Here is a 21,067-nt window from a genome sequence, read left to right as displayed (position 1 = left end):
TTTTACTTATTCCTCATTCTCCATTCAGGCAGCTTGCATATTGTCCTGACAGCTGCGAAAGGAAATTTACGTAGCTGTCAGGACTAAGACTTATATTCGTACCTAACGGATCCAATGTACCTTTACGTATTTGCATTCCGTGGGTAACTACGTTGATGACGGCTGGCCTGAATTGTGGCTCAGCAAAAACGCATACGGCTTTTTGCTCAACCAACTGTGTTCGTATTTGATGTAGACGCTGTACGCCCGGCTGAATTTCAGGGTTTATGGTAAAGTGCCCTCTGGGCGAGAGGCCGTAATATTTTTCGAAATAGGTATAAGCATCATGGAAAACAAAATATCCTTTGTTACGGAGCGACTTGAACTGTGTATTAATACTTTCATTGGTATTTGCTAGTTTACTTTCAAAGTATTGTAAATTAGCGTCAAGTTTATTTTTTCTTTCAGGCATAAGTTCTAATAATTTTTCATGAATTTCAATCGCCACTAGCCTACCTATTATCGGCGATAACCATAGATGCATATTGAAATTGCCATGATAATACTGATGGCTGTCGTTTATTGTAGCGTTTTCTGGGACTAGTGCTTCATCATTATGAAGATTGTTCTCCTTAAGTAGCAAGGGTTTAACTTCTTGCATGTTAGCAATTTCTATATTTTTTTTATCGTGTAATCCGGTAATTGACTTTGCCATAAAATTTTCCATTTTTGGACCTATCCAGATTACTAACGTTGCATTTTTAATCTTTTTTAAATCGGACGGACGTAGTGAGTAATTATGCTCAGAAGCACCGTCCGGCAGTAATATTTCCACGGGCATGATACCATCGGCGATGGCGGCAGCGATAAACCCTAAAGGTTTAATCGAGGCGACAACATTTGCCTGTGCAGGAAGAGAGATCAATATGGCTAATATAGCAGAGGTAAAAATTGTGCTCTTTTTAAGAAGTAACATAATACATCATTCCATCCTAACCTAAAGATGGGATATTATAACATTCGAAATTCTGTGCAACCTGTCAATAATATGTCATCTTTCGTTACACTAGAAAACATCTCTGTGCACTTTTCACGACGGCCTGTCCTTTCAGGAATTAGCCTGAAATTAATGCCGGGACGTATTCTTACCTTGCTTGGACCGAATGGAGCAGGTAAATCTACTTTAGTGCGTTTAGTACTGGGGCTACTAAAGCCGACTGCTGGAAACATAAAACGTATCAACAAACTTCGTATCGGCTATGTACCGCAAAAGTTACATATTGATTCTACTTTGCCTATTACTATTGAAAGATTCATGTTGCTTACGAAGGGCGCTAAACGTAACAATGTACTACCAGCATTAAATCGAGTACAAGCAGCTCACCTATTAAAAGTACCCTTACAGAAATTATCAGGTGGTGAAAGGCAGCGCGTGTTGTTGGCACGTGCTTTGCTTAATCAGCCACAGCTTCTAGTATTAGATGAGCCCACACAAGGTGTTGATGTAAATGGTCAAGTGGCTCTTTACGATCTAATTGATCAGCTACGTCATGAATTTAACTGCGGTGTATTGATGGTTTCCCACGATCTGCATCTGGTGATGGCAAAGACTGATGAAGTACTTTGTCTTAATCACCATATTTGTTGTTCTGGCACTCCAGAAGTTGTATCTCAGCATCCAGCATTTATTGCTATGTTTGGCATACAGGGTGCACAGCAGTTGGCGATTTACCGTCATGATCATAATCATCGCCACGACTTACAGGGACGTATTATTTTACGTGGAGGACATGACCCATTATGATCAAGTTGTTATTACCAAGTTGGCTGTGTGGGATAATGTTAGCGTTAGTGGCTGGTCCATTGGGTTCTTTTGTAGTGTGGCGTAAAATGTCTTATTTTGGCGATACTTTGGCCCATGCTTCACTATTAGGGGTCTCCTTTGGCATATTAATGAACATAAACCCTTGGTACGCTATTATTATAGTCACTGTTTGTTTATCTTTGTGCTTAGTATTACTTGAACGTCGTCCTTATCTAGCAATTGATACGTTGTTAGGTATAATGGCGCATAATACATTGGCATTAGGTTTGGTAGTAGTTAGTCTAATGACAAATATCCGCATAGATCTGATGGCTTATCTATTCGGTGATCTCCTTGCAGTGACGCTTGAAGATTTATGGGTAGTGGGTGCTGGTGTGATCGTGGCACTTACGATAATAGTGTGGCAGTGGCATCCGCTATTATCAATGACTATCAATTCAGACTTAGCGCAGGTTGACGGCGTTAATATTCAGCGTACTAAACTGATTTTAATGTTAGTGACGGCACTGACGATTGGTGTGGCGATAAAATTTGTGGGTACTTTGATTATTACTTCCTTGTTAATTATTCCGGCTGCGACAGCGCGTAGTTTCTCGCGTTCGCCTGAGCAAATGGCAAGCTTAGCGGTAATTGCTGGTATTATCTCTGTATCTGGTGGTCTTATTGTATCTGCTTTTTATGATACACCTGCTGGTCCTTCAGTAGTACTTTGCGCTTCATTTCTATTTCTTTGTAGTATGTTGTATAAAATAGAAACATAGTTATTTATTTTGCTGTGCTACCCCAAAGTGGCGATAAGCACGCCACGTGGCCGTACGGCCACGTGGCGTGCGCTGAATAAATCCCTGCTGGATGAGAAAAGGCTCGATCACATCTTCAATAGTCTCACGCCCTTCGCCAATAGAAACAGCCAGATTATCTATCCCTACCGGTCCACCGGTGAACTTGTCGATTATAGCTAATAGTAATTTACGATCCATATGATCAAATCCTTCGTTATCAACGTTAAGCATATCCAGAGCACTTGCCGCTACTGGACCACTTAACTCACCGTTGGCACGCACTTCTGCGAAGTCACGCACACGTCGTAGCAATCGATTGGCGATACGCGGCGTACCACGCGAGCGCCGTGCAACTTCCAACGCACCTGCTTCGCTTAATACCAGACCAAGACAGGTGGCACTACGCTTGATAATCTGTTGTAAATCTGATACATTATAAAATTCTAATCGTTGCACAATACCGAAACGATTACGCAAAGGCGCTGTCAGCGAACCAGCACGCGTAGTGGCTCCAATTAGTGTAAACGGCGACAAACTAAGCTTGATTGATCTTGCTGCAGGACCTTCTCCGATCATAATATTCAACTGATAATCTTCCATAGCAGAATACAGTACCTCTTCAACTACTGGCGCCAAACGATGTATCTCATCAATAAATAGTACATCGTACGGCTCAAGATTAGTCAGCATCGCCACCAAATCACCAGCTTTTTCTAGCACTGGACCAGAGGTCGTACGTAAATTAACACTCATTTCATTTGCAATGATATTAGCCAGAGTTGTTTTACCTAGCCCCGGTGGACCAAATATTAGTAAATGATCCAGTGCATCATCACGTAGTTTTGCGGCCTTGATAAAAATCTCCATCTGTTCACTTACGTGCGGCTGACCGACATATTCAGAAAGCAGCTTAGGGCGCATCGCGCGGTCAAAACGCTCTTCTTCGTTGTAAGTAACGGCAGAAACTAAACGATCGGCTTCGATCATAACTTACCTCAAATAGCGGTGCGTAATGCCTCACGAATTAAAGTTTCGCAATCTACAGGAGGCTTCTTCTTATCAAGCCTCCTGATCATGCGCTTCGCTTCCTGCTCTTTATAACCTAATGATACCAATGCCGCAACTGCTTCCACTTCGGCGCTATTGCTTTTTAGAACAGAAACGGTGCAATTTTTTACAGAGAATAGTTCACTTTGCAATTTTTTAAACCGATCTTTCATCTCAACAATTAGAAGCTCAGCAGTTTTCTTACCAACACTAGGTAATTTAATGAGCGTGGAAATTTCCTCTTTCTCCACCGCCTTCACGAACTGCTGCGCTGACATGCCTGAAAGTATTGCTAGAGCGAGCTTAGGCCCGACACCGTTGATTTTTATCAGCTCACGAAACAGCACACGTTCCTCTTTGTTATTGAAGCCGAACAACAACTGGGCATCTTCACGTACCACAAAATGGGTAAAAAGCACCGCTTCATGGTTAAGCTCAGGTAGTTCATAAAAACAGGTCATCGGTATATGTACTTCATAACCAACACCATGCGCTTCGATCAGCACCAAAGGAGGCTGTTTTTCCAGAATATTACCTTTTAAACGCCCTATCACCTGCACATTTCCTTAGTTAACCAGTGCAACAAAATTTATAACACAGAAAAAATTACATAAATATCCAGCGTGCGCAATGAAATGCTCAATTACTAACTCAGTTATAAAGCAGAATCCAAAGGCAGTAGTTTGCTGTCAAAAAGTACCGTCTTCTTGCTAACGTGACAGTGTGTAATAGCGATTGCAAGCGCATCGGCGGCATCTACTTGTGGATTAGAAGACAGCTTAAGCAATATACTCACCATATGCTGTACTTGAATTTTCTCTGCACAGCCGGTACCAGTAACTATCTGCTTTACTTTACGTGCAGCATACTCAAATACTGGCATATTCAAATTTACTGCTGCAACAATTGCTGCACCGCGTGCCTGACCTAGTTTTAGCACTGCATTGGGATTCTTCGCCATAAAAACCTGCTCAATAACGAAGTCGTCTGGAGAGAATTGAGTGATAATTTCACTCACACCAGAGTAAATTAATTTTAGTCGTGCTGATAATTTCGGGGTATTCGTGCGAATACAGCCGCTACCTAGATAAGTAAGCTGGTCACCAGCCTGATGAATTACACCATAACCTGTCATGCGAGAGCCGGGATCGATTCCTAATATTATCGCCATGCCGAATCTCCGGTGCTAAATTTACACGCAAACACCATTACAGCTTTTCTGAGACTTCATTAGGTATCTTGCCATTATGGTAGATTTCCTGTACATTATCGCAGTCTTCCAGCATGCTAATCAGGCGTAATAACTGCAGTGCATTCTTATTATCTAGCTCTATTTTAGTGAATGGGATCATCAATACCTGAGCATTCTCCGCTCTCAGGTGAGATATTTCCAAAATATTATTCACCGTGCCCAACTTTTCCCAAGCAGTAAAGACATCTATCGAATGATCTTCATACCCTATAACATCTTCTGCTCCTGCTTCCAATGCCACTTCTACTATTTTATTTTCATCATGGCCTGGCGCAAAAGAGATGACGCCCTTCTTACTGAATAGGTAGGAAACGGACCCATCAGTGCCAAGGTTACCACCATTCTTAACAAATGCGTGACGCACTTCGTGTACAGTACGGTTACGATTGTCGCTTAGGCACTCTACTATCACAGCAGAGCCACCAGGACCAAAACCTTCATAGATAATAGTTTCCATATTAGAAGCATCTTCACTGCCTATACCGCGCGCGATAGCGCGGTTTATAGTGTCACGTGTAATATTATGAGATAGGGCTTTATCAATCACCGCGCGTAGACGTGGGTTAGAGTTTGGATCGCTGCCTGCTAGCTTGGTTACAGTGACTAGTTCACGAATAATTTTAGTAAAGATTTTACCTCGCTTTGCGTCCTGAGCTGCTTTACGGTGCTTGGTATTAGCCCATTTACTATGGCCGGCCATGGTTAATATATTCTCCGATCTTTAACGTCATACGAGTTATATTATTTTTCAGTAGAGCTCGTTATCATCTTTACAGTATTGTAAGAATACTTTCTGTTTACTTTTGCTGGCAACAGCATAACTTCACTACCACCATAATTTCTAACTAGGAATTTGTGCGTATGGATGCCTTGATGCCTTGTTAAGACGCACTAAATACTCGACAAAATGTGTAAGTAGATAAATCTTTCATGAAAGAAATATTCTTCCTCTAGTAATTACTAAGGATTATGTAATGGTAGAATTTAATATTCAGCAAGACACTCAGTAAGCATGAGCAAACGTTCAGCGGAAGCAGTAACCGGTAAGTACTTAGTATCCACGGTCATGTATTAAAATTATAACGCACATAGCCATGTGCTGTAACACTATCTTACTTACTGTCAATTTTTATGACCATTTTCTCCAGTACTACATGCTGTACTGCCTGAAACAATTTTTCCATGTCCTCTCTTCTAGACTATACAGCAAAAAATGCCACATACATGCCGTTAGCATGTTACTACAGCATCAACATCCTACTAGAAAATTACGCACATAAAAGATACCAGATGTATATCACATATAACTTCATTAAATAACTTATCTTTCTTTCAAGCGATAGAAATTCCTAAATCCGCTAGAGCTAATTGATTAACTTTACTAGGCGCTTCAGTCATCAGACAGGCTGCAGCAGTAGTTTTTGGGAAGGCGATCACATCGCGTATATTTTCAGTGCCAGTTAATAGCATGGTAAGACGATCCAGTCCGAAAGCTAATCCGGCGTGCGGCGGCATACCGTATTTCAACGCATCAAGTAAGAAGCCATATTTTTCGCGCTGTTCATGCTCTTCTATACCCAAAAGGTTGAACACCGTCTTTTGCATTTCACCGAGGTGGATACGCGCAGAACCACCTCCTACTTCATAACCGTTAATTACCATATCGTAGGAGTTCGCTACCGCGCTTAGAGGATTGGTTGCTAACTTTTCCGTTGACAAGTTTTTCGGTGCAGTAAAAGGATGGTGCATTGCCACTAGGCCACCTTCTTTATCCTTTTCAAACATAGGGAAGTCCGTTACCCACAGCGGCGCCCAGGCATTATTATTAGTAAGTTGTAGATCTCGGCCTACTTTTAAGCGCAGTGCGCCAAGCGATTCGTCTACTATTTTTTTAGTGCGATCGGCACCAAAAAAGATCAGATCACCGTCCGCTGCATTAGTAAGGTTTAAAATTGCTTCCACTATTTCTGCATTAAGAAACTTAGTAACAGGGCTTTGTACGCCATTTAAGCCCTCGGCACGCGCATTGACTTTCATCCATGCTAACCCTTTCGCGCCATAAATTTCAACAAATTTACCGTAATCATCTAACTTCTTACGGCTCAGTTGTGAGCCTCCAGGAACACACAGCACAGCGATACGACCTTTGACGTCGTTGGCAGCATCAGAAAATACTTTAAAATTAACTGTTTTCAGTAGATAGTCAACGTCCATTAACTCCATTGGATTACGCAGATCTGGCTTGTCAGAACCGTAACGATGCATTGCGTCGGCGAAAGTGATCTGCGGGAATATACCGAGATCAACGTTCTTTATTTTCAGCCACAAAGCACGAATCATTCTTTCATTGATTTCACGTACCTGTGGAGTTGTCAGGAATGAAGTTTCGATATCGATCTGGGTAAATTCCGGTTGGCGGTCTGCGCGTAAATCTTCATCACGGAAGCACTTCACTATCTGGTAATAGCGGTCAAAGCCGGACATCATGAGTAGCTGTTTAAACAACTGAGGTGACTGCGGCAATGCATAAAATCTGCCTTTATGTACTCGACTTGGCACCAAGTAGTCACGAGCTCCTTCCGGTGTTGTCTTAGTTAGCATCGGAGTTTCAATGTCAAGGAAACCTTCTCTCTCCATAAAATAGCGTACAAAACTAGATATTTTTGCACGTATCTTAAGTCGTTGCGCCATTTCGGGGCGGCGTAAATCTAGATAACGGTACTTGAGGCGCGCCTCTTCGCTATTACTTTGGTTGAAATCGAGCGGCAAAGGCTCAGCGCGGTTAATTATTGTCAAAGATTCAGCAAAGACTTCCACTGTACCTGTTGCTATCTCAGTGTTTTTGTTTTTTTCGGTACGCGCACGTACAGTGCCACTAATCTGGATACAAAATTCATTGCGCAATTCAGAGGCTAATTTGAAAACCCCTTGGCTAATAGGATCAAAGAAGACTTGTACGATGCCATCGCGGTCCCGCATGTCGATAAAAATGAGCATTCCTAGATCGCGACGGCGGTTGACCCAGCCGCAAAGAGTGACTTTCCTACCTACATAAGATAGATTGAGCTGTCCGCAATATTCTGTACGCATACCATATTTCCTTTTAACTACGACACCGCTACTTGTTACAAAGTGTCACTTTTTAAAATAAGTCTATAAAAAGACAATTTTTATAATGAAAAGAGGCAAATATAATGAAAAGAGGCAAACGGGATAAACAATAAGCACGCTAAACTGCTATCTCGTCGCCTTTTGTCTATCCAGCATGCAAAAAATTGCCTACACAACAAAACTGACAGAAAAAAAGGCAGTAACGGTCGTATGGAGCTTCCACTGTAGCAGCATTGGTACTAAAAACTTAGGAGGTATCAAGAGAAGCCGATGGACTATATATTTTCTTCATGTGGAAGGCAACAGCATGCTTTTTTTAAAGCTTCGATGCTCCTGGCCCCAGGTGTTTAGTTGATATAGTGTTTATAATCTAAGTTACAGGTGAATTGACACAATATAGAGCAGTTGAGCATCTTAACTGCGATAAATATCGCTATTTTAGAGAACTTAGCCAGCTGATTATTCTACGATAACTATGTAAATACGTTGTGCTGGATATATTGACAAATTTCATAGTTAACATCGTACTATATCGTTTTATTTCATTTAAAGATAGTAATTTTGCTATATGAGCGTAACAATACACATTTACTGCAACGTTATAGAGATATTATGTTGTTACTGGAGCAAATATCTAAATGGTATATTTGACTGCCCTGCTTTTATGCATGAGTCCAGTAATTCATGCTGAAGTATTATGCTTTTCGCACTGATTAGCATACTGCAGATACATCAAAATACTGATGCTATCGCACTTTAGCGTTTAATATTATTTGTCTGCTTTTAAATTTAGTATTTAAACTTGATAAGCTGGCTGTAGACTTAAGGGAGTGCTCATACCGTACTATATAACAAAATAGTACCTTATTTGTTTTTTTGCTCTTTGGATTCACTATGTCTGATCGAGATATGCTATTTTTAGATCCTATCGATAAACTAGGTGACTGGACCTTCGATAAGCGCGTCGCTGAAGTTTTTCATGACATGATGCAGCGCTCCGTGCCTGGTTATTCTAACATTATTTCAATGATTGGTATGCTAGCTGAGCGTTTTGTAGAGCCCGATAGTCAAGTTTATGATCTCGGCTGCTCTTTAGGTGATGCCACACTATCCGTTTGTCGTAACATTCAGGTTCCGGGCTGCACCATCATCGCCGTAGATAACTCACCCGCAATGGTAGAGCGCTGTCGTCGCCATATCGATTCCTGCTACGAATATACTTCGGTAAATATAATTGAAGCCGATATTCGAGATGTAGATATTAACAATGCCTCACTAGTAGTTCTCAACTTTACACTTCAATTTCTTGAACGGCCAGCACGCTTGAATCTATTAAAGAAAATTTGGCAAGGATTAAACCCTGGCGGTGCTTTAATATTATCTGAAAAATTCAGCTTTGAAGATGCGGAAGTAAATGAGCTATTATTCAATATGCACCATGATTTTAAACGCTCCAACGGCTACAGTGAGCTAGAAATTAGCCAAAAACGCAGTATGCTGAAGAATGTAATGCTGATCGATAGCGTAGAGACCCATAAGGCACGGCTAAAACAGGCATTCTTCTCACATGTGGAACTCTGGTTCCAATATTTAAACTTTGGGTCACTATTGGCTTTGAAATGATTGAGTTTGGGCGATTTTATCAGCAGATTGCCACCGGCCCGCTTATTAGATGGCTTGAAGTTCTGCCAGCACAGATTGCCGCTTGGCAGAAAAAGACACTACATGGCCTGTTTCCCAATTGGGAAAAATCGATTGAACATCTGCCGCAATTGCAGCCACAATATCTCGATTTACTGCACAGTGTAAGCGCGCAACACGATGACCTCAGCGATCGTCAGCGTCAAGGTATAGAGAAATTACTGCGTAGTTTAATGCCATGGCGTAAAGGCCCTTATTCGCTCTATGGTACTGAAATTAACGCTGAATGGCGTTCTGACTGGAAGTGGCAGCGCGTATTACCGCACATCTCTTCCTTAGAGGGTCGTACCGTGCTAGACGTCGGATGTGGCAGCGGCTATTACATGCATCGTATGGTAGGTGCAGGCGCACGACTAGTAGTCGGCATTGATCCTATGCAGTTGTCAATTTGTCAATTTGAGGCAGTACGGAAGCTACTGGGAGATGATCGTCGTGCACATCTTCTGCCACTCAGCGTTGAACAGCTGCCATCGTTGCAAGCATTTGACACTATTTTTTCCATGGGAGTGCTTTATCATCGTCGTTCACCTCTTGATCACCTTCTGCATCTTAAGAATCAGCTGGTAAGCTCTGGTGAAATGGTACTAGAAACGCTAGTAATTGAGGGTGATGAGCGAGATGTGCTGGTGCCTGGTGAACGCTATGCACAAATGCATAATGTTTATTTTATTCCATCAGCATTGGCACTGATAAACTGGATCGAAAAGTGTGGTTTTATCAATGTTAAAATGGTCGATTATACCTTCACTTCGATAAAGGAGCAGCGTCGTACTAGCTGGATGACTAGCAAATCATTAGCTGACTTTCTCGATCCGCGAGACCCGTATAAAACAGTGGAGGGACATCCGGCACCGCTGCGTGCCGTACTAGTTGCCACTAAACCTTGACCTATCATAGTGATAGAGAATATTAGCTTGGCCTTGAAGCTGATAAAAATATATCTATTAGTACATTAATTATATTAACATCACTGGATTACTTGCACTACATCACAGAACAAATGTACTCTCAAGAATAACCAATATGCTGAATATAATAGTTTGCAAGTAGTTTCCTTTGCAATCAGGATATTAAGAGCAATTGAAAACTTATGAACGGTGTAGGTTTATATAGAGTTAAGGAGAAATATACAAAAGAGATAATCAATATCTCCTGCTAACAGGGGGAAGTAGGTCCTGGGTTATCACCCAGATTAAGTAGCGGTAATTCGGTAACACTCCTTACCTACATAAGATGCTAGAACTACAGCCAGGATATGCCCATCTTCATAAGTTAAGTATCCGTTTATATAAAATCGTTACGATCCTTACTGAAGGTTGATTTTTTATAAAATTTTTATACATAATATCATTGATGCGTTTTTAACACATACTACCATCCCAAGACTACTAAAAACCTTAAAAAAATAAACTAAAGAATTATGCTAAAAGTTGACACCTTGACACTTTTTTCAAAATAGCACTTTTAAAATTTCCCGCCATTTTCTGTTTAAGAAAATTTTGTACATTTTTTTGTACCTCTCACTTCTATACGAGAACTGCTACTGCTGACGTATCATAAGATTTCAAATATACTGTCTCTCCTTCCATTTTCCGGTATCTTACGGGCGTATTAGAAAGGATGACGATAAAAGCTTGATACTGTACCACAGCCGAGATTTTTATCACAAAAGGTAATATAGTGAATATTCAGGTTCTTCTTTCCGAAAAAATTAGCCAAGCAATGATTTTAGCTGGAATACCGACCGGCTGTGCACCTCAAATTCGTCAGTCTAATAAGTTTCAATTTGGGGATTACCAAGTAAACGGCATGATGACCATCGCGAAAAAACTAAGCCAGCAGGCACCGCGACAGCTAGCTGAACAAGTGATTCAACATCTTGAACTAGATGGTATTGCCAGCAAAATAGAAATCGCAGGTCCTGGTTTTATTAATATTTTTTTAGATCGTAACTGGCTCGCTACACAGGTGAAATGGGCGCTGAGTCAACCACGTCTGGGCGTTACTGTTGTCGAGTCACAAACTATTGTAGTCGACTATTCTGCGCCAAATGTAGCAAAAGAGATGCATGTTGGTCATTTGCGTTCCACAATCATCGGTGATGCTACTGTGCGTGCTTTAGAGTTTCTTGGTCACAAAGTGATTCGTGCCAACCACATCGGTGACTGGGGTACACAATTCGGTATGCTAATAGCTTATTTAGAAAAGCAACAGGATGAATACCATGAAACGATTACACTGGCAGTCCTTGAAAATTTCTACCGTAAAGCAAAATATTTATATGATCAAAATATAGAATTTGCCGAACGCGCACGCACTTATGTAGTAAAATTGCAGAGTGGTGACGAGTATTGCCGTACTATGTGGGAAAAAATGGTTGACATCACTATTAACCAAAATCAGCAAATTTATGATCGTCTAAACGTCACCCTAACGCGTAAGGATGTAATGGGAGAAAGCTTTTATAACGATATGCTACCGGGCATCGTAGCCGACCTGCGTGCTAAGGGTTTAGCAGTTACCAATGAAGGGGCGACTGTTGTTTTCCTTGAGGAGTTTCAAAATAAGGAAGGCAGATCAATGGGAGTTATCATTCAAAAAAAGAATGGTGGTTACCTCTATACAACTACTGATATTGCCTGTGCTAAATATCGTTATGAAAAGCTGCACGCTAATCGCGTGCTTTACTATATTGATTCCCGTCAGCATCAGCATTTTCAGCAGGTGTTGACTATTGTACGTAAAGCAGGTTATGTGCCGGAATCAGTTCCACTAGAGCATCATGCATTTGGTATGATGCTCGGTAAAGATGGCCATCCATTTAAAACTCGCAGTGGCGATACTATCAAACTCGCTGATCTGCTAGATGAAGCACACGACCGTGCACTGACTCTAGTACGCGAGAAGAACCCGAAAATGAGTGAAGCAGAACTACAGCAATTGGCGGAGGTAATTGGCATTAGTGCTCTGAAATATTCAGATCTATCGAAAAACCGCACCACTGATTATATCTTTGACTGGAATAAGATGCTATCATTTGAAGGTAATACTGCTCCTTATATACAGTATGCCTACACTCGCATGCTTTCAATTTTCCGAAAAGCGGGTGACGGTATCGACGATATTAACGGACCGCTGACAATTACCGAGGAGAATGAAGCCCAGCTAGCAACACGTTTATTGCAATTTGAAGAGATTATTACACAAGTAGCGTGTGTTGGTACGCCACATGTTATGTGTTCTTACCTCTATGATTTAGCTTGTCTCTTTTCTAGCTTCTACGAGCATTGTCCAATTATTAGAGCGGAAGACGTAGCCACGCGCCAGAGTCGACTTCAGCTAGTATTGCTTACGGCAAAAACACTAAAACAGGGTATGGACATACTCGGGCTTAAAACTATTGAGTATATGTAAATATACTTCCCTGCTGTAGCAGAGAAGGTTATTTTGAATCTTATACCAACATTACAGATATAATGACTTGTTTTTAATGTAACTCAGTAGTTACAGACACTCCTGCCGCGCACAAGCAACAATTCTAAGATCTAAAATTTCCATCATCTATTCAGCCTTCAAGCACTATATTTTCTGAGTACAATAGAACTGTACGGCTTTCTAAACATGCATACCCTCAATAGACTGACCCCAAGTAAGATATAAAACTTCAGGGGAAGTTTATTCAAAATGTCGAAATTGATGTAATTACTACTTTGTGATCACTATATCAGATAGTGATGGAAAACTTCACAAACAAAAAAAGTTGTGTGGACGAGGTCTTTCAGTATACCTTAAGAGGTTAGATTTAAGGAAATTATTTTTTGTTATAATTAATTTAATATAAAAATCTAGCTTAGTTTGTATAAGCGTTAATCCAGATCCCTTCTGGATGGTGACTTTCGTTAAAAAACCAAATTCCTAATGGATAATCTTCTAGTGCTACTAGATACATAATACTTCCATTAAAGTGCTCTATTGCGAGAATAATACCAATACGCTTTAGACTACTACGGGTTCTAATGGTGACACGATCATTAATTTTCATACATGCATCCTATGATAATTTTTAGTTGATTACTTTAAATAAAAGTTGAACTTTAGTAAAGCTAAATAATTAAAAAAAGTATAAACAATATTGAAAATATCAACCTATACACATTAAGTAAAATATTTAATAAAATAGGGTGTATATAAATACTAATAGATGATTGTTTTATTAAAAAATCTGTGACGTCTACTTATTTTTTACTTCGTAAATCATAATAAATAAATCAGTAAATTTAATTATAAAAAAATTATATGATATTCGTAACACAACTTCTAACATATTAATATTGATTTTTTCTTATTATGTTAACTTTAACAATATTGTCCACCTAAAAGTCGCAAAGATATTGCCATTGCCACTTAGATTTCTCTTATCTAATATTTTTAGCCTTTCTGATTCCTACCGTTATCTATACTCAGTAAATTTTCTGCAACCTATGGCTATTTGTACTCGCAATAGAAGTAAATCCTGATATTTATTTTCTTTCTGATCGAGGCAAGTGAGCGTAAATTATCTCACACTATCCTTGGCATTTCTGCTAAGGAAACTGAGAGACTTTTTCTTAGAGTAAGAGATAATACTTGAGAGTTTAGTATTGAAATTGAGAATGAACTATAAGCTCAATATTTTGATAGCATCTATAAAAATATGCTAGCTTATTTAAGCTTCTGCTATATTACATATTCTTGATAAGATTACGCTACTGTATAAATTATGTAATATCCCTTAAAATAAAACAACCGTGGCGATGACATCATCATTATTTCAGAATAATATTCTGAGTCTATAGGAGTTTTTTTACTAGGTAAAATGCATTGAAAGTACATATATCGACGGCATGATATATCAGTATTTATCAAAATGTCAAATATGATGAATTTCATTATTTATTATACACATTAAAATAATATTGTGATTAGCCTATATGATTATTGTAAGCCGAATATAATACATACAAGATTTCTTACGGATACACGGTGGTTACCATGTCTTATGAAAGACCAGTACACTTCTGAAAGTTATCAAAAACGAATTAAGTCAAAAAGAGCTCTTTTCTTTACAGAAAGGTGAAAAAATAACAAGTTATGTATATATTTATATTTAAAGAATATAACAGAGCATCTGGGATTACACAGTGTGAGAGCTTTGGCGCATAATTAGGGGGGAGCATGAATTTTCTATGTACACATCCCTAGTATCTTATGGATACTCTAACTTGCTTGCTATCATTACTAACGGTCAGACTATTTTAGCAGACATATTCATTTGATCAAGATAATTGAAATTCCCAGAAACTTATCGGATGAAATTTAGAGTGACTATCTATTGGATAGTATAAAATACTTACAGTCATAAAGTATCTTATATATCCTAGTCGTATTATATATGGATTAATGATGATTATCCAATAACTATTTGTTAGTAGAAGATAATATCAACGGTAGTTCTTTAATTACATGAACAAACATACTCTTACCGTATTTTGTGTCAGCTAGCAAAAGCTACGCATGTAATGAATTCAAAGTGAAATTCTATTTTTTTGAAAAATTATAATACGATACCTCTCTCATAAACATTCTACTGAGTAAAAATAAAATTTTACTTTGACAAAGTAGAAGAATATCGCTAGGATACATCCCATTCTAACTATTCCTCTGTAGTTCAGTTGGTAGAACGGCGGACTGTTAATCCGTATGTCACTGGTTCGAGTCCAGTCAGAGGAGCTCAATTTCAGAAAACTAATCATGTTTCCTTGTGCATGTTTTTGAAACATTTTAGCACAGTTCATGAAAGTACGAACTCGTCAATATCATGTACTGACGAGTTCGGTGTTTTACTCTGGTGTGGCGATGTATATTTTTATCGCAACTACTAAAATTTAGTACAATGCTACTACAATTTGTAATTGTGCCATAATTCTGAATTATTCGGTGATAATATCTTTTGTTATGCTGTTAAACCTACTAAAAAACAAGTGGATCGTTGTTTTTTGCGTAGTTGAAGATATGGAGAATCTCTTTTACGCTTCTTATTTATGAAATAAATCTCATAATTAGCCCGGATAATGATTATTATGTCCCTTGTAAAGGGACAATAAAAAATTGTTTCCTCTTGTTTAGAGTGATCTAAACAACATAATTTTTTTCAAATCCTAATTTTAGTTAAGCTATAGAAACAATAGATCTAGATCAGATAGACTGCTGCTATGTATTTGGTTAAATATAAAGCATAGGAGATAAGAACACCGACTACCACCGATATGTTCAATTGATCATTATCTTTACGCGATAAACAAGCCTTTCTTCATTAGTACATCTTAATACTCATGATTTACTCAGTATGAGATAAAGCAGAGTGCTAGTATTTTAAATGAGTAAAATTCAGACTTAGATTCTACACTATGTTAAAGAAATTTCATCTCTCATCAGCTAAATAATAATCAGCTAGTTTTATGCTACATTTTCGTGAGAAATGATGATTCAAACTCAGATAAGATCGAGTACTTTTACCTTCTTGCGTAATTTACAGAATATCAACCAACAACTTTTACAATAAATCTCTGCCCAAAAAACGCGAAGCTTGCGTGAGTGTGCAAAGCTAGAATAAATTTCTATTTACAATTATTAATTAAATATTTTCAAGAGCTAATCATAAATTTTATGCTAAAATTAGCACTTTTGGAGTAACTGAATAAGTTAAGTATCATTTATTTTGAATAAATTCAAAACATGTGAGTTGTTATGGATGGTTATAAATGTTGTTGTAAGCTAGATGCGAGTAGTTGGTAATAGAAATTTCGTTCAGTCACACCATTTATTGACCCCCCACAGTAAAGGAAAGCATAGGATCGTGTCCTCCCCTGATGATAGCACTTTTTTATTCCACGATTATGAAACATTCGGTAAAAGTCCCTCGCTAGACCGTCCAGCACAGTTTGCTGCACTACGTACAGACAGCTACTTAAACCCAATAGGAGAGCCGCAGATTTTCTACTGCCGTCTAGCTGATGATTATTTGCCACAGCCAAAAGCAGTAATAGTTACTGGTATTACGCCGCAGGTGGCATGCAAGAATGGCGTCACAGAATCAGAGTTTGCCGCTCGTATCTACAAACTTTTTACTAAAAAAGAACGGACTTGCATAGTGGGCTATAACAATGTGAACTTTGATGACGAAGTGACACGCCACCTTTTTTATAGAAACTTCTTTGATCCCTACGGCTGGAGCTGGCAGAACAATAATTCGCGCTGGGACCTGCTAGATGTGATGCGTGCTTGCTATGCATTACGTCCAGAAGGCATCGTCTGGCCAGAAAATAAGAATAGCTTTCCTAGTTTTAAGCTAGAGCATATCACCAAAGCTAATGGTACAGTGCATAAAAATCCCCACAACGCCATCTCTGACGTCTATGCTACCCTAGAGATGGCGAAGCTGGTAAAAAAGAAACAACCAAAGCTATTTGATTTTTTGTTCACCTATCGTAAGAAACAGAAGCTAATGACACTGATCAACATTCCGCAGATGAAGCCACTAGTGCACGTTTCCAGCATTTTTGGCGACGCTCGAAGTAATGTTAGCTGGATCGTTCCGTTAGCTTGGCACCCTAATAATCACAACTTGTTGATTGTTGCCGACCTAGCTGCTGATATGTCACCTCTGCTAGAGCTGGATGCGGATGTGCTTGGCGAACACTTTTATACACGTAAGAGTAATTTATCTAACAAAAATATATCGTTACCAATCAAGCTAGTTCATATAAATAAATGCCCCGTGCTAGCACCTGCTAATACATTACGTTCAGAAGACATAAAGCGTTTATGTATAGATCGTGATGCTTGCCTTGCTAATTTAATGTTACTACGTCAGCATCCGGCAGTGCGTGACAAAGTTGTGAAGGTATTCGCAAATACTAAGCCTTTTACCTCATCAGATGATGTAGATGCTCAGCTCTATGATGGATTTTTTAGTGAATCTGATCGTGCAGGAATGAATATTCTGCGTCAAACCGCACCTGGCGATTTGCCAGCATTAGCTCTAACCTTCCAAGATCCGCGTGTAACAAACCTGTTGTTTCGATATCGTGCGAGGAATTTTCCTGGTACACTGGATGATGCCGAACAGAAACGCTGGTTACAGCACCGTCGTGAAATACTTAATACAGAACGTGTGCATAATTTTTTACTGGAAATAGAATCACTTGCTGTCTTACATCAAAACGAAGTTAAGAAAATGTTCCAACTTAAAGCACTGTGTCTTTATTTACAAGATCTGGTTTCCTAGCTAGGACATCACATATATTATGTAGGTTACGATTTAGCATCTTACTGATAGTACGTTCGTTTTGTATTTTCCCATGTTAGATACATTGAAATGCTTTTAAAACACTATGTTTTAAAAAAAACATACATTAAGATAATATCCATTATTTAAACAACGTAATTCACGTTTTTTTAAAATTTCACTATATGTAAAATATAGAACATCCATATTATATAATTCATAAAGATGAATAAATATTAATATTATCTAACAACAATAATTGTTGTTTACAATCTACTCAGTAGATATTTACATTTATTAATAGGAAAGAAATATATTAAACATTATCTAATCTATTTCAGAAATAATTATTTAGATAATAAAAATTATCTCTAGGAAAGTAAAATATTTCCAATACTACTTTTATAGTAGTAACCTGAGTAATTAAAGAACATTAATTTTTATCAGTATGCAAAAATGAATATTGCAGTTAAGAATATTATAATAAAAAAATCAGTTCGTGTAAAAACCTCCCTGAATTTTTCATTATATGCCTATATGTCTGTTATCAATGACATTGATCTAGCATCAAACAACAGATAAAGGAGTAAAGAACTCTAATGTAGACTTGATAGGTTATCTAGATAATTTATACACCCAATAAGAAATTATCAAAATTTTTTTTTGATAATAATCAATTATAAGTAACATCTACAATGGCAATTTAACGCTACCTATAAATAAAATAGAGAAGAGATGGTGTACGATTAACTAAAAAAACTGTAGCTAAAAAATAATATACCTACCACCTCAACTTTTTTATCTTATAATTTGTCAGTACCATACTGTGGTACTGGATTACGGAAACTACGAGTGACAAACGCAAGGTAAATAATCCCTACGAATGCCCAAATTAGACCGAGCACCATCGAACTTTCTTCTAAGTGCAGCCAGAGTACTCCAACAGTTAAGGTACCAAACGCCGGTAATATTAGATAATGAATGTTATCGCTTATCTTACGGTTACGTTTTTCTCGGATCCAGAACTGGGCTATGACTGACAGATTAACAAAGGTGAACGCCACTAGTGCACCGAAGTTGATCAATGCAGTTGCCGTCAGTAGATTGAAGCGAATGGCCATCAGTGCAATAGCACCAACCAGTAACACATTCAGCGATGGAGTATGCCATACCGGATGAATATAACCGAAGAAGCGTTCCGGGAAGACGCCGTCACGTCCCATGACGTACATTAAACGCGATACGCCTGCATGCGCTGCCATACCTGATGCCAGGACCGTCATTAATGAAAAGATCAGAATACTAAACTGTAGCATATAACCAACAACGTAAAGCATAATCTCAGGCTGAGATGAATCCGCATCTTTAAAACGTGAGAGATCTGGAAAATAGAGCTGCAAGAAATAAGAGACTACGATAAAAATCAGACCTCCGATCATCGCCGTCAAGAAAATAGCACGAGGAATGGTGTATTCTGCATTTTTCGTTTCTTCTGATAATGAACTGATGCCGTCAAAACCAAGGAATGAAAAACAGAGTACTGTCGCGCCGGTAACCACCGACGCTATATGCGTGTCAGTGGACCAGAAGGGCGCTGAACTAGTAAGCGTACCCATTCCCTCGCCATGCGTTACACCATAAATCACCGTGCCAGTAATACCAATCATCACTATAACCTGCAATACTACAATCAAGCTGTTAAAATTAGCTACTATTTTAATACCATATAAGTTTGAAAAAGTCATAAATGCTACTAAAAGAACAACTAAAATCCAAGATGGCATGCTAGGTAACAATACTTCGATATAGTTTTTCGCCAGTAGTATGTTTATCATTGGCATTAATAGGTAGTCTAGTAAAGATGACCAACCAACCATAAAGCCGATGTACGGATTGATTGCCTTTTGAGAGTAAGTATAAGCAGAACCGGCAGATGGAAAACGACGTACTAGCTTGCCATAACTTACAGCAGTAAGCAGAATAGCAATGAGTGCAAAAATATAAGCAGTAACAACATGTCCGTTGGTTAGACCCGATACGATACCGAAAGTATCGAACAGGGTCATCGGCTGTATGTATGCTAGGCCCATCATAACAACTGGAAGTAGAGTGAGTGTTTTTTTTAAATATGCACCCCGTGATGCAGGGGTATTAAATAACATGTTTCAAACCTCCCTGCGCTGCAACCATACTAAATTGCTCAAGTGAGTAACGAAAATGAAATTATGAGCTAGAGATACGCTGTAACCATCACGGAAATTAATTTCAGGGTGATATGACTGAATGGAACACAGTCCCATCTTTGTATCCTCAGTTATTAAGCTTCTTCGTCTTTTAAATTAAATCTATCCTGGCGAAATCCAATTCACACAAATTAGTTGACGTCATGCAAAAAATAACCGCTTTTCCATGAAAAGCATCGGTCATATACATATTTTTACAAAGCGCGCATTTTCCCTAAAATGTCTGTAAAACACAACACATATTGGTGAACATAGCAAATTTTTCTCAGTTATTTTGGAATCCAGTCAATCCTCGTCGTGGTAAACATGCGTGTAAACTACATATGCCTTATAATTATAAGGCCTTGTAACAAATCGCCCTATAATCAGCTATAGTTTCTCAGTAGTTACCCTTGCCAAGTGATGATTTTTTCAGTAAAAGGAAGACGTCAACATACATCAAGAGATTATGCAGTTGTTATTGTCCTTTGACATCTGTATTATTGATTATGGTATTAGAGAAATTCATTTTATTCTAGAATAATTAGATTTACCGTGGGAAATTATAATTTCTTCCTAATAATCAAGTTTATTTTAATAAATATTGCGCCGCTTGCTTACATATGATCACGACCAAGGTCAAGGTCGAGTAAAGTATTATACATCACGACGCCTAGAACCCAGCTCCCTATCGCACGTGATTTTCGTGAAATTTATTTAGGACCAAGGTACTCTATACACAGAAAAAAGATCGTGAAATACACATGAGAATATATTAATAGTGATTTTCTCGTGCAGTCTGATTAATCGTTCTGCGCATAC

The 21,067-nt window shown here is 38.6% G+C and carries 14 protein-coding genes and 1 tRNA gene; 7 read left to right on the top strand and 8 right to left on the bottom strand.

Annotated elements, in window-relative coordinates; translation table 11 throughout:
- Positions 1-13: 13 nt before the first annotated feature.
- Positions 14-955: a zinc ABC transporter substrate-binding protein ZnuA gene (gene znuA, locus FD729_RS02685; protein WP_159931743.1), complete on the bottom strand. Its 942-nt coding sequence runs from the start codon at positions 953-955 to the stop codon at positions 14-16.
- 72 nt (positions 956-1,027) lie between these two features.
- Between znuA and znuC the strand changes: the two genes are divergently transcribed.
- Together znuC and znuB are read left to right on the top strand one after the other, a co-directional pair.
- A complete protein-coding gene (gene znuC / locus FD729_RS02680; RefSeq protein ID WP_159931742.1) occupies positions 1,028-1,783 on the top strand; it encodes a zinc ABC transporter ATP-binding protein ZnuC in 756 nt (251 codons plus the stop codon).
- Positions 1,780-2,565 (top strand): zinc ABC transporter permease subunit ZnuB, encoded by a 786-nt coding sequence (gene znuB, locus FD729_RS02675; protein ID WP_159931741.1) that lies wholly within the window; start codon positions 1,780-1,782, stop codon positions 2,563-2,565. The genes znuC and znuB overlap by 4 nt, the downstream gene beginning before the upstream one ends.
- Here the strand turns inward: znuB and ruvB are convergent, their stop codons facing one another.
- The 5 genes from ruvB to aspS all read right to left on the bottom strand — a co-directional run bounded on the left by ruvB (position 2,566) and on the right by aspS (position 7,975).
- The gene (ruvB, locus tag FD729_RS02670; RefSeq protein WP_159931740.1) at positions 2,566-3,573 is read right to left on the bottom strand and encodes a Holliday junction branch migration DNA helicase RuvB; all 1,008 of its coding nucleotides are present in this window, start codon (positions 3,571-3,573) and stop codon (positions 2,566-2,568) included. It lies immediately after the preceding gene.
- 8 nt (positions 3,574-3,581) lie between these two features.
- A complete protein-coding gene (ruvA, locus tag FD729_RS02665; RefSeq protein ID WP_159931739.1) occupies positions 3,582-4,187 on the bottom strand; it encodes a Holliday junction branch migration protein RuvA in 606 nt (201 codons plus the stop codon).
- Positions 4,188-4,288: 101 nt separating this feature from the next.
- Entirely contained in the window at positions 4,289-4,804 is a 516-nt protein-coding gene (ruvC, locus tag FD729_RS02660; RefSeq protein WP_159931738.1) for a crossover junction endodeoxyribonuclease RuvC, read from the bottom strand.
- Between the two features lie 37 nt (positions 4,805-4,841).
- A complete protein-coding gene (locus tag FD729_RS02655) occupies positions 4,842-5,585 on the bottom strand; it encodes a YebC/PmpR family DNA-binding transcriptional regulator (RefSeq protein ID WP_159931737.1) in 744 nt (247 codons plus the stop codon).
- A gap of 632 nt (positions 5,586-6,217) precedes the next feature.
- Complete coding sequence (aspS, locus tag FD729_RS02650) at positions 6,218-7,975, bottom strand: aspartate--tRNA ligase (RefSeq protein ID WP_159931736.1); 1,758 nt, start codon at positions 7,973-7,975, stop codon at positions 6,218-6,220.
- Positions 7,976-8,890: 915 nt separating this feature from the next.
- On the opposite strand from aspS, the gene cmoA reads away from it, so the two are divergent.
- The 3 genes from cmoA (at position 8,891) to argS (ending at position 13,111) form a co-directional block, all read left to right on the top strand.
- On the top strand, positions 8,891-9,619 hold the full coding sequence (gene cmoA, locus FD729_RS02645; RefSeq protein WP_159931735.1) for a carboxy-S-adenosyl-L-methionine synthase CmoA: 729 nt from the start codon (positions 8,891-8,893) through the stop codon (positions 9,617-9,619).
- Positions 9,616-10,584, top strand: a complete 969-nt coding sequence (gene cmoB, locus FD729_RS02640) for a tRNA 5-methoxyuridine(34)/uridine 5-oxyacetic acid(34) synthase CmoB (RefSeq protein ID WP_159931734.1) — start codon at positions 9,616-9,618, stop codon at positions 10,582-10,584. Before cmoA ends, cmoB begins: the two co-directional genes overlap by 4 nt.
- Positions 10,585-11,377: 793 nt before the next feature.
- Complete coding sequence (argS, locus tag FD729_RS02635) at positions 11,378-13,111, top strand: arginine--tRNA ligase (protein ID WP_159931733.1); 1,734 nt, start codon at positions 11,378-11,380, stop codon at positions 13,109-13,111.
- A gap of 436 nt (positions 13,112-13,547) precedes the next feature.
- Here the strand turns inward: argS and dsrB are convergent, their stop codons facing one another.
- A complete protein-coding gene (gene dsrB, locus FD729_RS02630; RefSeq protein WP_159931732.1) occupies positions 13,548-13,739 on the bottom strand; it encodes a protein DsrB in 192 nt (63 codons plus the stop codon).
- 1,654 nt (positions 13,740-15,393) lie between these two features.
- Here dsrB and FD729_RS02625 point away from each other — a divergent pair.
- Together FD729_RS02625 and sbcB are read left to right on the top strand one after the other, a co-directional pair.
- Positions 15,394-15,466 (top strand) — tRNA-Asn (locus FD729_RS02625).
- Between the two features lie 1,123 nt (positions 15,467-16,589).
- A complete protein-coding gene (gene sbcB, locus FD729_RS02620; RefSeq protein ID WP_370461864.1) occupies positions 16,590-18,023 on the top strand; it encodes an exodeoxyribonuclease I in 1,434 nt (477 codons plus the stop codon).
- 803 nt (positions 18,024-18,826) lie between these two features.
- Here sbcB and FD729_RS02615 read toward each other — a convergent pair.
- Complete coding sequence (locus FD729_RS02615; protein WP_159931730.1) at positions 18,827-20,185, bottom strand: APC family permease; 1,359 nt, start codon at positions 20,183-20,185, stop codon at positions 18,827-18,829.
- Positions 20,186-21,067 lie beyond the last annotated feature (882 nt).

It is taken from the genome of Pantoea sp. Nvir (assembly GCF_009829915.1).
In the GTDB taxonomy this organism is placed as follows: Bacteria; Pseudomonadota; Gammaproteobacteria; order Enterobacterales; family Enterobacteriaceae; genus Pantoea.
This window is presented reverse-complemented; position numbering and strand designations above follow the sequence as displayed.

Bases quoted from the DNA above. Each gene is read 5' to 3' on its own strand.
- dsrB (WP_159931732.1), bottom strand. From the start codon at position 13,739: ATGAAAATTAATGATCGTGTCACCATTAGAACCCGTAGTAGTCTAAAG.
- aspS (WP_159931736.1), bottom strand. From the start codon at position 7,975: ATGCGTACAGAATATTGCGGACAGCTCAATCTATCTTATGTAGGTAGG.
- znuC (WP_159931742.1), top strand. From the start codon at position 1,028: ATGTCATCTTTCGTTACACTAGAAAACATCTCTGTGCACTTTTCACGA.
- ruvB (WP_159931740.1), bottom strand. From the start codon at position 3,573: ATGATCGAAGCCGATCGTTTAGTTTCTGCCGTTACTTACAACGAAGAA.
- ruvC (WP_159931738.1), bottom strand. From the start codon at position 4,804: ATGGCGATAATATTAGGAATCGATCCCGGCTCTCGCATGACAGGTTAT.
- znuA (WP_159931743.1), bottom strand. From the start codon at position 955: ATGTTACTTCTTAAAAAGAGCACAATTTTTACCTCTGCTATATTAGCC.
- cmoB (WP_159931734.1), top strand. From the start codon at position 9,616: ATGATTGAGTTTGGGCGATTTTATCAGCAGATTGCCACCGGCCCGCTT.
- FD729_RS02615 (WP_159931730.1), bottom strand. From the start codon at position 20,185: ATGTTATTTAATACCCCTGCATCACGGGGTGCATATTTAAAAAAAACA.
- cmoA (WP_159931735.1), top strand. From the start codon at position 8,891: ATGTCTGATCGAGATATGCTATTTTTAGATCCTATCGATAAACTAGGT.
- znuB (WP_159931741.1), top strand. From the start codon at position 1,780: ATGATCAAGTTGTTATTACCAAGTTGGCTGTGTGGGATAATGTTAGCG.
- FD729_RS02655 (WP_159931737.1), bottom strand. From the start codon at position 5,585: ATGGCCGGCCATAGTAAATGGGCTAATACCAAGCACCGTAAAGCAGCT.